The 14,761-nt window shown below is 70.3% G+C and carries 15 protein-coding genes and 1 tRNA gene; 3 read left to right on the forward strand and 13 right to left on the reverse strand.

Features of this window, described 5'->3' with window-relative positions; genetic code table 11:
• The 5 genes from OAW74_RS07000 to OAW74_RS07020 all read right to left on the reverse strand — a co-directional run bounded on the left by OAW74_RS07000 (position 1) and on the right by OAW74_RS07020 (position 5,989).
• Positions 1-885, reverse strand: a complete 885-nt coding sequence (locus OAW74_RS07000; protein ID WP_262873584.1) for a M48 family metalloprotease — start codon at positions 883-885, stop codon at positions 1-3.
• A gap of 99 nt (positions 886-984) precedes the next feature.
• The gene (locus tag OAW74_RS07005; RefSeq protein ID WP_262873585.1) at positions 985-1,554 is read right to left on the reverse strand and encodes a LemA family protein; all 570 of its coding nucleotides are present in this window, start codon (positions 1,552-1,554) and stop codon (positions 985-987) included.
• 59 nt (positions 1,555-1,613) lie between these two features.
• On the reverse strand, positions 1,614-2,927 hold the full coding sequence (locus OAW74_RS07010) for a D-arabinono-1,4-lactone oxidase (RefSeq protein WP_262873586.1): 1,314 nt from the start codon (positions 2,925-2,927) through the stop codon (positions 1,614-1,616).
• Entirely contained in the window at positions 2,924-4,156 is a 1,233-nt protein-coding gene (locus OAW74_RS07015) for an alanine racemase (protein ID WP_262873587.1), read from the reverse strand. The genes OAW74_RS07010 and OAW74_RS07015 overlap by 4 nt, the downstream gene beginning before the upstream one ends.
• A gap of 138 nt (positions 4,157-4,294) precedes the next feature.
• Entirely contained in the window at positions 4,295-5,989 is a 1,695-nt protein-coding gene (locus OAW74_RS07020; protein WP_262873588.1) for an FAD-binding protein, read from the reverse strand.
• A 74-nt stretch (positions 5,990-6,063) separates the two neighbouring features.
• Here OAW74_RS07020 and OAW74_RS07025 point away from each other — a divergent pair, with 74 nt between their 5' ends.
• Positions 6,064-6,642, forward strand: a complete 579-nt coding sequence (locus tag OAW74_RS07025) for a TetR/AcrR family transcriptional regulator (RefSeq protein ID WP_262873589.1) — start codon at positions 6,064-6,066, stop codon at positions 6,640-6,642.
• A gap of 17 nt (positions 6,643-6,659) precedes the next feature.
• Here OAW74_RS07025 and OAW74_RS07030 read toward each other — a convergent pair whose 3' ends face one another.
• On the reverse strand, positions 6,660-7,331 hold the full coding sequence (locus OAW74_RS07030; protein WP_262873590.1) for a hypothetical protein: 672 nt from the start codon (positions 7,329-7,331) through the stop codon (positions 6,660-6,662).
• 115 nt (positions 7,332-7,446) lie between these two features.
• Between OAW74_RS07030 and OAW74_RS07035 the strand changes: the two genes are divergently transcribed.
• On the forward strand, positions 7,447-8,094 hold the full coding sequence (locus tag OAW74_RS07035) for a hypothetical protein (RefSeq protein WP_262873591.1): 648 nt from the start codon (positions 7,447-7,449) through the stop codon (positions 8,092-8,094).
• A gap of 54 nt (positions 8,095-8,148) precedes the next feature.
• Positions 8,149-8,613, forward strand: coding sequence for a hypothetical protein (locus OAW74_RS07040; protein ID WP_262873592.1), 465 nt, complete (start codon positions 8,149-8,151; stop codon positions 8,611-8,613).
• A 35-nt stretch (positions 8,614-8,648) separates the two neighbouring features.
• Here the strand turns inward: OAW74_RS07040 and OAW74_RS07045 are convergent.
• From OAW74_RS07045 to OAW74_RS07075, 7 genes are all read right to left on the reverse strand, one after another.
• Positions 8,649-8,722: transfer RNA gene (locus OAW74_RS07045), tRNA-Leu, on the reverse strand.
• Between the two features lie 80 nt (positions 8,723-8,802).
• Positions 8,803-10,281, reverse strand: a complete 1,479-nt coding sequence (locus OAW74_RS07050; RefSeq protein ID WP_262873946.1) for an NAD(P)/FAD-dependent oxidoreductase — start codon at positions 10,279-10,281, stop codon at positions 8,803-8,805.
• A 43-nt stretch (positions 10,282-10,324) separates the two neighbouring features.
• Positions 10,325-11,632 carry a S8 family serine peptidase gene (locus OAW74_RS07055; protein WP_262873593.1) on the reverse strand — a complete coding sequence of 436 codons (1,308 nt, stop codon included), beginning with the start codon at positions 11,630-11,632 and terminating at the stop codon, positions 10,325-10,327.
• Positions 11,629-12,147, reverse strand: coding sequence for a DUF501 domain-containing protein (locus tag OAW74_RS07060; RefSeq protein WP_262873594.1), 519 nt, complete (start codon positions 12,145-12,147; stop codon positions 11,629-11,631). The genes OAW74_RS07055 and OAW74_RS07060 overlap by 4 nt, the downstream gene beginning before the upstream one ends.
• 37 nt (positions 12,148-12,184) lie before the next feature.
• On the reverse strand, positions 12,185-12,670 hold the full coding sequence (locus tag OAW74_RS07065) for an FtsB family cell division protein (protein WP_262873595.1): 486 nt from the start codon (positions 12,668-12,670) through the stop codon (positions 12,185-12,187).
• Positions 12,671-12,691: 21 nt separating this feature from the next.
• Positions 12,692-13,972 (reverse strand): phosphopyruvate hydratase, encoded by a 1,281-nt coding sequence (gene eno / locus OAW74_RS07070; RefSeq protein ID WP_262873596.1) that lies wholly within the window; start codon positions 13,970-13,972, stop codon positions 12,692-12,694.
• A 103-nt stretch (positions 13,973-14,075) separates the two neighbouring features.
• Positions 14,076-14,756 (reverse strand): O-methyltransferase, encoded by a 681-nt coding sequence (locus tag OAW74_RS07075; RefSeq protein WP_262873597.1) that lies wholly within the window; start codon positions 14,754-14,756, stop codon positions 14,076-14,078.
• Between the last annotated feature and the right edge of the window lie 5 nt (positions 14,757-14,761).

Here is a 14,761-nt window from a genome sequence, read left to right on the forward strand (position 1 = left end):
TCAGAACTGCCCGCCGATCGTGTGCAGGCGCGCGATGCGGTCGGCGATCGGCGGATGCGTGGCGAACATGCGCGCCATCGCGTTCGGCCGCAACGGGTCGGCGATCCACAGATGCGCCATCGAGGTGTTCGCCCGCGTCAGCGGCTGGGCGTGCTCCTGGAGCTTCTCCAAGGCCGAGGCGAGACCGTCGGGATCGCGCGTGGTGAGCGCACTCGTCGCGTCGGCGAGATACTCGCGCTGCCGCGAGACCGCCGCCTGCACCGCTCCCGCCAGCAGGGGCGAGACGATCGCGGCGACGACGCCGAAGATGAGGAACAGCAACTGGGCCTGGTTGTTGCCGCGGCCGCGGCCGCCGAAGAACGCGATCCGCATCATCGAATCGGCCAGCACGCCCACGGCGACCACCAGTCCGAAGACGATCAGCGAGACACGGATGTCGTAATTGCGGATGTGCGCGAGCTCATGGCCCAGCACGCCCTCGAGCTCGCGGTCGGTCATGATCTCGAACAGCCCCGTGGTCACCGTGATCGATGCCGTCTCGGGGGTGCGACCCGTCGCGAAGGCGTTGGGTGCGGCATCGGTCACCACGAAGAGCTTCGGCATGGGCGTGCCCGTCGAGATGCAGAGGTTCTCGACGAGCCGATAGTACCGCGGGGCATCTGCCCTGCTCACCTCGACGGCGCCCGACAGCGCGAGCGCCTCGCGGTCGGCCATGAAATACTGCAGCGTCGCGTAGCCGGCCGCGAAGATCAGGATGAACGCCGTGATCCACCAGTTCTCACCGGCGAGCCACCCCGCCACGAGGCCGATCGCCCCGAGGAAGAGAACGAAGGCGATGACGATGAACCAGGTGTTGCGCTTGTTGCGGGCGATGGCTGAATACACGCTCTATCTCCCGGGTTTCGATACGGCCGCCTTCGGCGGCCTACTCAACCTTGACCCGTGACGCCTCAACGCCGCTGCGCGGCATTGACCCGTCACGCGTCAAAACTGCACGCGCGGCGGCTCACTGATCGCGGCGCCGTCGACGACCTCGAAGAACTCGCGCTCGTGGAAGCCGAGATTGCGGGCGAACAGGTTGTTCGGGAACACCTTGATCTTGGTGTTGAGCTCGCGGACGCCGCCGTTGTAGAAGCGGCGGGAGGCCTGGATCTTGTCTTCCGTGTCGACGATCGACTGCTGCAGTTGCAGGTAGTTCTGACTGGCCTGCAGCTGAGGGTACGACTCGGCCACGGCGAACAGCGATCGCAGCGCCTGCTGCATGTGGCCTTCGGCGACGCCCGCCTCGGCGGGCCCGCCGGCGCCGAGCGTCTCGGCGCGGGCACGCGTGACGTTCTCGAACACGGCCTTCTCGTGGGCCGCGTAGCCCTTGACCGTCTCGATCAGGTTCGGCAGCAGATCGGCGCGTCTCTTCAGCTGCACCGTGATATCGCTCCACGCCTCATCGACGCGCACATTCAGCGCGACGAGCGAGTTGTAGGTCGCCCAGAGGTAGATGCCGACGATCGCGACGAGAGCGACGACGATCAGGACCGGAATCAGCCATTCCCACATGTGCACATCCTATCCACGCGCCTGCGCGCGCCCAGGGGAGCCTGCGCGACTCCCAGTCGTTACTCACCCAGCACGCGATCGAGGTACCGGTTGCGGAAGAGCCGGTCGGGGTCGAGCCGGTCGCGCAGCGCGACGAAGTCGTCGAAGCGGGGATAGCGCCCCCGCAGCACCGACGCGTCGAGGGTGTGCATCTTGCCCCAGTGCGGCCGACCCCCCAGCGACAGCATGATCTGCTCGACCGCCTCGAAGTATTCGGTCGGGTCTTCGCGCCAGTACCGGTGCACCGCGAGGTAGCCCGACGCGCGCCCCGATGCCGTCGACAGCCACAGGTCGTCGGCTGCGGCGAAGCGCACCTCGATCGGGAACGAGATCCGCCAGCCGCGGTCGTCGATGAGGGCCCGAACGGCATCGATCGCAGGCCGCAGGTTGTCGGCGGGCACCGCGTACTCCATCTCGCGGAAGCGCACGTCGCGCGCCGTCGCGAACACGCGGTGCGAGCGGTCGGTGAACTCGCGGTCGCCCCAGATCTTGGCGGCGGTGCGGTTGACGAAGGGGATGCTCCCCGGCGCGATCTTGCCCAGGCGGCACACGGCTTCGTGCACCGCCGTGCCGATCAGCACGTCGTCGACCCATTTGCCGGCGGCCGACAGCGGATGCAGCGGCGCGTCGGCGGGAAGCCGCGTGTTGGTCTTGGTCATCGCCACGTCGGTGTGCGGAAACCAGTACAGCTCGAAGTGGTCGGCGCCCGTGCCGCGCTCGTCGAGTTCATCGAGCACCGCTTCGAGCGGCTCCGGGCGTTCGAGGGCGTGGATCACGAACGCCGGCACGCACTGCAGGGTGACCTCGACGAGGATGCCCAGTGCACCGAGGCCCACGGCGACGGCGGGCAGCAGGTCGGCGTTCTCGTTCTCGTCGACCGTGAGCAGCTCTCCCGTGCCGGTGACGAGCTTCGCGCCCACGACCTGCGTCGAGATGCCGCCGAAGCGGGATCCGGTGCCGTGCGTGCCGGTGGAGATGGCGCCGGCGATCGACTGGCGGTCGATGTCGCCGAGGTTCTGCATGGCCAGGCCATAGGGCGCCAGGAGCGCCGGGATGCGGTGCAGCCGGGTGCCGGCCAGCAGCGTCACGCGGCTCCGCTCGCGGTCGACCGAGACGATCCCCGACAGATCCGTGAGATCCAGCAGCACCCCGGGGGCGACGGCGATGCCGGTGAAGCTGTGCCCCGCCCCGACGGCCTTGATCAGCATCCCGCGCGTCTTGGCCGCCTCGACGGCGCGCACGACCGCGCCGACCGAGCGGGGGAACTCGACCCGCTGCGGGCGCACGCGCGCCGAGCGACCCCAGTTCTGCCACGTGCCTTCGGGTCGAGTCATAGGAACGCCTTTCCCTCTCCACGGTAGGTCGCGCTCTCGCCCACGACGCGATCGCCGTCGACGAGGTGATAGCTCTCGACGCGCTCGGCCAGCTCGCCGCTCTTGGCGTGACGGAACCAGACGCGGTCGCCGACCGACAGCGTGCGGGCCGCCTCGCCCTGGAGCGGAGTCTGCACCTCGCCCGCACCCTCGCGCGCGAGCGTCTTCAGCCCCGCGGGCCATACCGGCAGCGGCTGCCGCGAGGCCACCGGCGGCCCCGAGGCGATCCAGCCGCCGCCGAGCACCGTCGCGATGTCGGCCGCGGGCTTGCGCACCACTTCGAGCGAGAACGCCGCGGCCGGTGCGGGGTCGAACACCCGGTAGCCGTCGAACAGGTGCCCGGCCAGCAGCCCGCTGCCCGCCGTGAGCTCGGTGACCGACAGGTCGGATGCCGTGTATTCCAGCGATCCGGTGCCGCCGCCGTTGACGAACTCGAGCGGGGCGACGGCGTGCACGGCCTCGACGATCGCGCCTCGGCGGTCGAGCAGCTCCTGCGACGAGCGGCGCTGCATCCAGCGGATGACGGCGTCGCCCGAGCCCGTGGCATCCGGCTGACCGGCGATCTGCGCCTCGTACATCATGAGGCCGACGAGGTCGAAGCCCGGTCGCGCGGCGATCGAGCGGGCCAGGGCGGCGACCTGTGCCGGCTCGTGCACGGGAGAGCGCCGCACGCCGATGTGGCCGAGCCCGGGGGCGCGCCACGACGCATCGGCGTCGATCGCGAGGCGGATGCGGTGGCGCGCGGTCGGCGCGACGACGCCGTCGACGAGATCGAGCTGGGCGAGATCGTCGACCATGAGGGTCACCCGAGCCGCCGCGCGCTCGTCGGAGGCGAGCGCTGCGATGGCGGCACGGTCGGCCGTCGGGTAGCCCAGCACGACATCGTCGTGGGTCTCGGCCAGCCACAGCGCCTCAGGGAGCGTGAAGGCGAGGATGCCCTGGTAGCCCGCGAGATCGAGCGTCGCGTCGAGCACCTCGCGCACCCGCACCGACTTGCTCGCGACACGGATCGGAACGCCTGAGGCGCGCACCCCCATGTCGAATGCGTTGTAGGCGAGGGCGGGGAGACTGATGGCGGCCACGGGGCCCGAGAGGTGCGCGACGGCGCGTGTCATCGCCGGCCAGTGCGCGGCCGGGTCTTTCCAGGTCTCCGCGGGCGCGCCTGTCGCACGCCTGAGGTCGATGCTCATCGGTTCGGGCTCCTTCGCGCTCGACGCAGACGCCCAGACTACGCCGTCCCGCGGGCTGCTCCGGCACGACGCCACGCCGCGCGTGAGCCGGTGCCGGGCGGTGCGCGGCGGGGGCCGGAGGCACCGCCCGGGGATCGATCAGCTGCGGGCGACGGCCGCCTCGGCCTCGCCCGTCGATGCGGCCTCTGACCCCGCGCCGGCCATGTGCCTCGCGGCGATGAGCCCGAAGACGCAGGCGGGGCCGATGGTGGAGCCGGGGCCCGGGTAGGTGTGTCCCATGACCGCGGCCGAGTTGTTGCCGGCCGAGTAGAGCCCCTCGATCACGGAGCCGTCTGCGCGCAGCGCCCTGGCGTGCTCGTCGGTGACGACACCGCCCTTGGTGCCGAGGTCGCCGATCACGACCTCGTACGCCGTGAACGGGCCGTTCTCGATCGGGGCGAGGTTGTTGTTGGGCAGAACGGTGGGGTCGCCGTAGTAGCGGTCGTAGGCGGAGTCGCCGCGGTTGAAGTCCTGGTCGCGTCCCGTGCGGGCGAAGCCGTTGAACTTCTCGATCTCGGCGGCGAACTTCTCCCGGTCGACGCCGATCTTCTCGCCGAGTTCGGCCAGGGTGGGCGCCGTGACCTTGATGCCCTGAGCGACCATCGCCCTGTTGGCCTTGGGGTCGACGGCGAACGTGAGGAAGTAGCGCTTCGTGTACCGACCGTCGAGGATCATCCAGTAGGGCCCGGTCGCACCGTCGTGCTCCAGCATGTGGTGACCGAGGTCGACATACGACTCCGACTCGTTGGCGAACCGGCTCCCGTCCTTGTCGACCAGGAGCGAGTGCGGCATCGACCGCTCCCCCACGATGAAGGAGCTGAGACCGCCCTCGACCGGGCGCACGGTCGCGCCCCACCAGGCATCTTCCATGTACTCGAGGTCTGCCCCGACCTCGACCGCCATGTCGATGCCGCCGCCGAGCGCCCCGGGCGACCCGGCGGGGTTGCCCTCGACGCCCTGCAGCTGCTTGCGTCGCTGCCGGTCCTGATCGAACCCGCCGGCGGCGAGCATGACGCCGCGGCGGGCGCGCAGCGTGACGGCCCGCCCCTCGTGCTCGACCTCCACACCCACGACGCGGTCGCCCTCGACGACGAGGCGGCGCGCCGGCGAATCGAGCCACAGCGGCACCTTGCCGTCGACGACGACGGTCCCCGCGAACGACGTCGCCACCGCGGCGCCCATGCCGACCAGGATGCGGCCCGTCACGAGCCCGCCGAGAGTGCGGAAGACGAGGCGCACCCCCTGCCAGAAACCCGAGAAGGTCGACCAGGCACGGCCGAGCAGATACATATCGCTGTTGAGCATCGGGAACGGCAGCAGCGCGCGCGACTTCTTGCGCCAGGGGCCGATCTTCCTGCTGTCGACGGGGGCGAGCTCGATGGAGCGGCCGATCTTGCCGCCGGGGAGCTCCGGATAGTAGTCGGGGTACTTGTCGGCGCGGATCCAGCGGAACCCGTGCTTCTCGGTCGTGAGCACGAAGTCGGCGACGCCGTCGACGAACGCCTCCTTTCGGGCGCGGTTCGACGAGCGTCCCGGCTCGCCCACCGTCTCTTCGAGGTAGCGAAGGGCCTCCTCGCGCGAGTCGCCGGCGCCGTCGCGCTGCATGAGCGGATTGTTCGGCAGCCAGAGGCCGCCGCCCGACATCGCGGTGTTGCCGCCGAAGCGGTCGGTGCTCTCCACCATGATCGCGGTCAGGCCCTCGTCGACGGCGCCGAGCGCGGTGGCGAATGCCGCCGCTCCTGAGCCCACGACGACGACGTCGTATTCGAGAGCGGATGCTGCAGGGTCGGTCATGAATCCTCCTTGATCGATGACGCGACTCATATTACGTAACGGAACGTTTTGTGAATAGTGCTACTGTCGGCGCCATGTCGGGGCGAGGCCGTGGGGCGGTGCGCAGCGAGGTCGCACGTGTCGCCGTGCTGCAGGCGACGGCCGCTCAGCTGGCCGAGCGCGGCTGGGACCAGCTCACGATCGAGGGCATCGCGGCAGCTGCCGGGGTGGGCAAGCCGACGATCTACCGCTGGTGGCCGTCGAAGAGCGCGCTGATCGCCGATGCGCTGCTGGAGGGCATCCTCACTCCCCCGTCGCCCGTCCCCGGCGACACCGGCGACCTGCGGGTCGACCTCGTCGCATGGCTCGATGAACTGCTGCGGCTCTCGGCCGACCCCGAGTCGACCGCGCTGACGCGCTCTCTGATCGCCGCGGCGGCCGAAGACGAGGTGGTGGGGCGCCGACTGGACGCGGCCGATCCGACGTCGCGCGTGCTCACGGAGCGGCTCACCAGGGCGCACGAGAGAGGTGAGCTGGCAGCATCCGCGTCGGTCGAGATGATCGTCGACGCGCTCATCGGAGCCTTCGTGCTGCGCGTGCTGCGGCGCGCGGTCCACGCGCCGGGCGAGGCCGAGGCCCTCGTCGAGACGGTGCTGGCCGACCAGCTCGGGTGACCATCGGGGCGGAGATGTCAGCCGAGTCCCATCGCGGCCAGCACGTCGGTGTGCGTGCGCGTGAACGCTCGCACCCAGCCCTCGCTGTGCTCCCCGAAGCTGACGGAGAACGCGGTCGCCTCGTCGTCGTCTGCGAACAGCGCCTCGACCGACGCCGAGAGGTCGGCCAGCGGCGTGATCTCTCCGACAGGCACGCCCAGCCCCGGGACGACGTAGACATCGACGTGCTGCTGTTCGGCGACGGGGACCGATGCGACGAGGGCGGCCTCGAGCACCGCGCGGGGAACCTCGTACCGGGGGAATCCGTTGTCGGGAAGATCGGATCGGTCGATCTCGGTGAGCGCCGAAGGATCGACAGGCTCGATACTGACCTCCACCCTGAGATTGCAGGCGCCTTCACAGTTGTCAGCCCCCGACTCGGCCACGGCGCGCCACGCGGGATCGACGTCGCCGACGTCATCGAGTGCGTCCTGAACCAGCGGCAGCGCCGCGGCGATCTGCGCCCGACTCGCATTCGACGGCTCGTCGAACGGCGATCGGCCGTCGAGGAGGGGACCCATGAAGCAGCCCGTCGTCATGACCGCGGGGACCACCAGGACCAGCGACAGGGCGATGATCCTGACCCGTGCGCGCACGTACTCCTCCATTCCGGGTTGCGGGGCCGGGCCGACGGCCGGCTCGCGGATCACCCATGCTAGCGTTGCCCGGCGGCGTGCCTCTCGGCGGTCGTGCCCCGTCGCCTCGAGCACGGAACATGCGCCGAAGCCCGTCTGCCGACGAACGACGGGAGATCGCGTGTATCGGATGATCCTCGCCGAGACGATGCCCGATGTGCTCGTTGCCGAAGCGGGTGCCGACCGCGATGTTCGCCCCGTCGACGCCGACGCAGCGGCGGCGCGCACGCGCGAGGACTACGGTCGGCTGACGCGATGGCTCCTGGGTCTGCTGGGCACATTCGGCGCGCTCATCGCGACCGTCGTCGTCAGCATGGCCGCGTGGGTCTTGACCGAACCCGGCGACCCGATGACCGCCGTCACCGTCGCCGCCGTCCTCGTGCTCGCGCTCGCGCTCGGCATCCCGTCGATCTGGCTCCTGCTCAGCCTTCACCGCTCCGGCCGGCGCCTCGCGCGCGCCGCCGGCTACTGGGCGGGACTGCCCTACCGGAGTGGTCGACGCCGGCCGACCGGAGGCGACTGGTTCGCCGTGCGCTTCCTCTCATTCTCACCGGACCTCTTCCTGCGCGTGACGACCTCGGCACTGGCCGCCTTGGCGACGACGTTCTTCGCGGCGCTCGCGGTCCGCGCGCTCGTCATCGGCGCCCCAGGATGGGAGCTCGTGCTGTGGGCAGGCGGGGCGCTGCTGTTCGCTGCTGTGTGCGCCGGCCAGTTCGGAGGAGTCCAGCGCATCCAGAACGGCCACCTCGCGCGAGAGCCGCGACGCCAGCCACGGTGAGGCGGGTGGCGCACGTGATTGGCCCGTTCAGGAGTCGCGTGCGACGATGCAGGAATGATCGTCGACGCGTATCGCCTCGTGCGGCCAGGATCTGAACCTGCGATGCGCGCTGCCAGGCGATCGCGGCGCGCGATCGCGACGGCGGGCACGGCGCTCGGCATCCTCGCGGGATCGGCGGCGGCCGCACTCGCCCTCATGATCACGGTGCCCGCGGCCCTGGGCCGCGACAGCGTGCTGCCGGCGTCGATGCGGCTCATCTGGCCGGTGTTCGTCGCCCTGCTCCTCGTGGTGGTCTGTGCCGTGGGCGCCTGGCTGATCTCGCTGCGCATCGCGGAGGCTCGCTATACCCGCCGCCGAGATGCGCTGACGCGGAGTGCGTACTCGATGTACGACTACTGGGCCGCCATTCCGGATCTTTCCCCGGCCGAGCTGTGGGCGCTCTTGGACCGCTACGAGAACGAGGGCCCCTCCGCCTACGCCGACGTCCCCTCGCCCTGGGGTCCGTCGCCTCAGCGCTGAGCAGGCATCGATCGAGTCACCGAGCGATCCGAACGTACCCCCGCTGGGACTCGAACCCAGACTGAAGCGATTTTAAGTCGCCTGCCTCTGCCGATTGGGCTACGGGGGCCCTGACACCAGGCTAGCCCGCCGGAACGAGCGAACCCCCGCGCGGGCGTGCCGCGGCGGGGGTTCGATCATGACGATGCGTCAGGCAGAAGCATCCGCCTTCTCTTCCGTCTTGGATGCTGCGGCCTTCGCCTTCGCGGGCGCCTTCTTGGCCGGCGTCTTGCCGGCCTTCTCGGCTTCGACCGACTTGGGATCGATGGCCGCAGCAGCGGGCGCCGCGGCAGGGGCAGCGGGAGCGGCCGGACGCGGGCGCGCGGCGAACTCCTCGAACACGTAGCGAGGGTTCTGCACGGTCTGCAGCGACACGTTGTCGCGGTGCAGCCAGAAGTTGTGCCACCAGTCGCCGATCACGCGCCACTTGCGCTCCCACGACGGCATCGCCAGGCCGTGGTAGCCGCGGTGCGCGCACCACGCGAGGAAGCCCTTGAGGGCGAACTTGCCGGACTGGAAGACACCGCTGTACAGACCGAGACCCGCGACGGCACCGAGGTTCTTGTGCACGTACTCGTGCGGGGCCTCGCCGCGCAGCACCGCGACGATGTTCTTCGCCAGAAGCTTCGCCTGCCGAACCGCGTGCTGTGCGTTGGGCACGCAGTAGCCGCCCACACCGCCGCCGGTGAGGTCGGGCACCGCCGCGACGTCGCCGGCCGCCCATGCGCCCTCGACGGCCTCTTCTGGCGTGCCGACGCGCAGGTCGGCGCGGGTGCGGATGCGGCCGCGCTCCTCGGCGGGCAGGTCGCTGCCGCGCACCACCGTGGGGTTGGCCATGACGCCGGCCGTCCAGATGATCAGGTCGGTGGGGATCGTCTCGCCCGTGGACAGTTCGACGTTGCCGTCGATGGCGCCCGTGAGCTGGGTGTCGAGGTGCACGTTGGCACCACGGGTCGCGAGGCTCTTGAGCACCCACTCGCTCGTCTTCAGCGACACCTCGGGCATGATGCGGCCCATCGCCTCGACGAGGTGGAAGTGGGTGTCTTCGAAGCGCAGCTGCGGGTAGTCCTTCAGCAGCGACGATGCGAGCGCGCGGGTCTCGGCGAACACCTCGATGCCGGCGAAACCGCCGCCGACGACCACGACGGTCAGCAGCCGGTCGCGCTCGGGGCCCGGAGGCAGGTTGGCCGCGCGGTCGAAGTTGGTCAGGATGCGGTCACGGATCGCGACGGCCTCTTCGATGGTCTTGAGCCCGATCGCATTGTCGGCGATGCCGGGGATCGGGAAGGTGCGCGAGACGGCGCCCGCGGTCACGACGATCTGGTCGTAGCTCTGCTGCCACGGCTCGCCGTCGGCCGGCGTGATCGTCGCGGTCTTGGTGGCGTGATCGATGCCGGTGACCTTGGCGGTGACGACGTTGGTGTGCTTGAGGTGGCGACGAAGGCCCACGATGACGTGGCGAGCCTCGATCTCACCCGCGGCGACCTCGGGCAGGAAGGGCTGGTAGGTCATGTAGGGCAGCGGGTCGACGATCGTGACCTCGGCCTCACCCTTGCGCAGGTGCTTCTCGAGCTTCCATGCCGTGTAGAAGCCGGCGTAGCCTCCACCGACGATGAGGATCTTGGGCACAGCGGTGACGGTGCTGGACACGATGGGTGGGACTCCTCGCGGATCAACGGCTCGGCGTGCGGGATGCGCGCGCCAATCGGATGCGTCGGACAGCAGCGGTGACGCCGAGCCCGATCAGTATACCGCCCACCGTGAACCCCATCAGCGGCACCGACCCGTAGAGAAGGGTCTCGCGCGACGGCAGCAGGGGCGAGGTCGCGCGCGTCGGCACGTCCGCGGGCGGCAGCGGATCGAGGGCGATCGGCGTCGAGGTCGGCGTGGGCGCCGGGGTGGCGTCGGCCCGACGGTACAGCCGGATCCAGTCCTTCAGGCTCCCCATCGGGTTCGCCGTGACCGACGGCACGTCGGCCTCGACGGCGGCAGCGGCATCCACGAGTCCGTAGCCGTAGATCGGATCGGGCACCGCTGTGGCGTCTTCGGCCGGATCGGCCGTGCGGATGATGCGGTTGATGACGTTGGCCGCATCGAGCTCGGGGTGGGCCGAGCGCACGAGGGCGGCGATGCCGGCGACGATCGGCGCGGCGCCGCTCGTGCCGCTCCACTCGACGAGGTCTCCGTCGGCCGACACCCCGAGCAACTGCTCGCTGGGGGCTGCGACGCCGATCGTGATGCCCTGAGTGGATGCTTCGACACTCGCCTCACCGTCGCGGTCGACGCCCGCGACGGTGAGAACACCGGGGATCGTGGCAGGGGCGCCCACCCTCGACGTGCCGCTGCCGCGGTTGCCCGCTGCCACGACGACCACGACATCGTGGTCGAACGCGTACAGGAACGCGTCGTCCCAGCTCTGATCCCAGTCGGGCATGTTGGTGGTGAGGGACAGGTTGATGACGTCGGCGCCGTGGTCGACGGCCCAGTACATCGCGTCGGCGATCTGCTCCGAGAACGGCACAGTGGCCGATGCGCCGAACCCGACCGAGATCGAGAGAAGCTGCGCCTCCGGCGCGACGCCGATCATGCCGGTGTCCTCACCCGTGCCTCGAGCCGCCGCCAGCGAGGCGACCCAGCTGCCGTGGTCGCCGTCGACGGCACCGACCGGCGTGCGGCCGTCGTCGGCGCCGACGCCCGAGACATCGGTGCCGTCGACGACGGCACCCTGGAACTCGACCGGGCCCCTGCCGATGCCGGTGTCGATGATGGCGATGCGCACGCCGGCGCCGCGGCTGGTCTTCCACGCGTCGGAGATGCCGTAGTCGTCGAGCCAGTACTGCGCGGAGCGCACCGGATCGGGTTCGGGTGTCGCCTCCACCTCGACATCGGGATCGGCGACGTCCGGCACCGGCACGGCTGCGCCGGTGAGCAGGAACGCCGCCAGCAGTGCCGCGACAGCGGCGCCGGCCCGAGCGATCATGCGCCCCCGCCGGGGTGGGCGCAGACGCAGCGATCGGGCGACCAGTCCGACAGCGCGAGCGCGCGATCGCCGATCGGGTTCACGCCGGGGCCGGCCGCGAGCGCGTGTGCGGCGAGGGCGTGCAGGCACTTGACCCGCGTCGGCATCCCGCCGGCCGAGATCCCGTCGATCTCGGACACGTGCCCGTAGGGCTCGCGGTCGTGCAGGTAGGCCACGTGGGCGGCCGCATAGGCCGCAGCGAGCTCTTCGTCGTCGGCGAGCTCGTCGGTCAGCATCCGCATCACCTGCGTGGCTTCGAGCGTCGACATCGCGGCGGTCGCCCCCGGATGCGTCAGGTAGTAGAAGGTGGGGAACGGCGTGCCGTCGGGAAGCCGCGGCGCCGTGGCGGCGACAGTCGGATTGCCGCACACGCAGCGGGCGGCGATCCCCACCACTCCCCTGGCGGGGCGTCCGAGCTGCTCGCGGAGGGCCGCGAGGTCCTCGTCGGTCACGGGCGGATACGGCGGGGTGCTCACCTCGCCAGGGTACCGGGCGCCGGCCGCGAACCGGCTGTCAGCCCTGGTCAGCGGCCACCGACTGGGCGAGACCGGCCTCGGTCACCGAGCGCACCAGCTGCGACATCCAGTCGGTGCGGGTCGCCTCGACCTCGGCGCTGACCGGCGCCTCCTCCTGCGGAGTCGCGGACTCGGGCAGGTCGTCGTCGACGAGGAAGACGACTTCGCCGGGCTTGACGTAGTAGAGCCGCTCGCGCGCCTGCGTCGTGATGTAGGCGGGGTCGCGCCAGCGCTCACGCTGCTCTTCGAGCGCCGCGACCTCGTCTTGAGCGAGAACGACCTGCTGCTGGAGGGCGGCGACCTGCTGACGCTGATCGACGTAGGTGCCGACGGTGGGCACCAGCACGAAGGCGGCCAGCACGACCAGGCCCAGCATGATCACCGTGAAGCCCGAGAGACGGATGCCGCCGAGCCAGCCGCGCACGTCGACGCGGCGAGGAGCCTGCCGGCGGGCACGGGAAGGGGGAGCCGTCGTATCGCTCACGGCTCCCCCTCTCGTCATGCGTCAGCCCTTGTAGCGCGGGAAGGCCTTGCGGCCGATGAACTCCGCCGCGTCGCCGAGTTCCTCTTCGATGCGCAGAAGCTGATTGTATTTCGCGACGCGCTCGCTGCGAGCGGGCGCGCCGCTCTTGATCTGACCCGAGTTCACCGCGACGACCAGATCGGCGATCGTGGTGTCTTCGGTCTCACCCGAACGGTGCGAGAACATCGTGGTGTAACCCGAGCGGTGGGCGAGCTCGACGGCGTCGAGCGTCTCGGTGAGCGAGCCGATCTGGTTGACCTTGACCAGCAGCGAGTTGCCGACGCCGAGGTCGATGCCCTTCTGCAGGCGCGCCGGGTTGGTCACGAACAGGTCGTCGCCGACGAGCTGCACCTTCTTGCCGAGGTCGTCGGTGAAGGCCTTCCAGTTGTCCCAGTCGTCCTCGTCGAGGGCGTCTTCGATCGTGACGATCGGGAAGTCCTTGACGAGCTGGTCGAAGTACGAGATCAGCTCGGTGGCCGACCAGCTCTTGCCCTCGACGGTGTACACGCCGTCGTTGTAGAACTCGGATGCGGCGACGTCGAGGCCCACCCCGATGTCGCGTCCGGGGGTGAACCCTGCCTTCTCGATGGCCTTGACGAGGAAGTCGAGGCCGTCGCGGTTGCTGGGCAGGTCGGGAGCGAAGCCGCCCTCGTCGCCGAGGCCCGTGTTGTAACCGGCTGCCTTCAGTTCGCCCTTGAGCACGTGGTACACCTCGGTGCCCCACCGCAGCGCCTCGGAGAAGCTCTCGGCGCCGTAGGGCGCCAGGAAGTACTCCTGGAAGTCGATGCCGTTGTCGGCGTGCTCGCCGCCGTTGATGACGTTGAACAGCGGAACGGGCAGCACGTGCGCGTTGGGGCCGCCGATGTAGCGGAACAGCGGAAGGTCGGCGCTGTCGGCGGCCGCCTTGGCGACCGCGAGCGAGACGCCGAGGATGGCGTTCGCGCCCGTGCGCGACTTGTTCTCGGTGCCGTCGGTGGCGATCAGGATCTCGTCGACAAGGCGCTGCTCGCTGGCCTCTACGCCCTCGATCGCGGGGCCGAGCTCGTCGATGACGGCGGCGACGGCCTTCAGGACGCCCTTGCCGCCGTAGCGGCTCTTGTCGCCGTCGCGCAGCTCGTACGCCTCGAATGCGCCCGTGGATGCGCCGGAGGGGACGGCCGCGCGCTGGACGATCCCGTCGTCGAGCAGCACCTCCACCTCGACGGTCGGATTGCCGCGCGAATCCAGGATTTCGCGCGCGCCTACTGCCTCGATAAGTGCCACTGGGGACTCCTCGTGTTGTGGGTGGATCGCGGAGCGTCGTCGGTCCGGTTTCGAGTCTAGTGAGATGGATGCCGTCGCCACAGGGTCCGCCGACCGGGAGTTCTCACACCACGACGGCCAGTGCCACCCCGTCCCATCCCTTGAGGTCGAGGGTCTGCAGGGCCGTCGCATCGAACCGCGGATCGGCGCCGAGCATCTCGAGTCCGCGGCGCACGCCGTCGATCTGCGATCCAGGGTCCGCGGGAGCGGCCACCCGCCCTGCACGGCCGATGTTGTCGACGACGACCACGGTGCCCGGCCGACCGAGACGGGCCGCCCAGTCGAGGTAGAGCGTGTTCGACTCCTTGTCGGCGTCGATGAAGACGAGGTCGAACGGCGCCGAGCCGGCGAGGGTCGGCAGCACGTCGGCAGCGATCCCCTCCACGACCTCGACCTTGTCGGCCACCTCCGCGCGCTCGAGGTTCGCCCTCGCGATCGCGGCGATGCGCGGCTCGGCCTCGATCGTGACGACTCGGCCGTCGGCGGGGATGCCGCGGGCCAGCCAGATGGTCGAGTAGGCGCCGAGCGTGCCGATCTCGAGCACTCTTCTCGCCCCCGAGATCCTGGCGAGCAGGTGCAGGAATTTTCCGTTCAGCGGCGCCACCTCGATCGCCGGCAGATCGGCCGCGTCCTGGTCGCGCACGGCGGCCTCGAGGGCCGGGTCGTGCCCGACGAGCGTCTCTGTGAGGTAGGCGTCGACGGCGAGCCACCCCTCGGGCGTGGGCAGCGGATCGGGTTCACTCATCCCCC

Origin of the sequence: Microbacterium fluvii, assembly GCF_025515205.1 — a bacterium.
Taxonomy (GTDB): Bacteria; Actinomycetota; Actinomycetes; order Actinomycetales; family Microbacteriaceae; genus Microbacterium; species Microbacterium fluvii.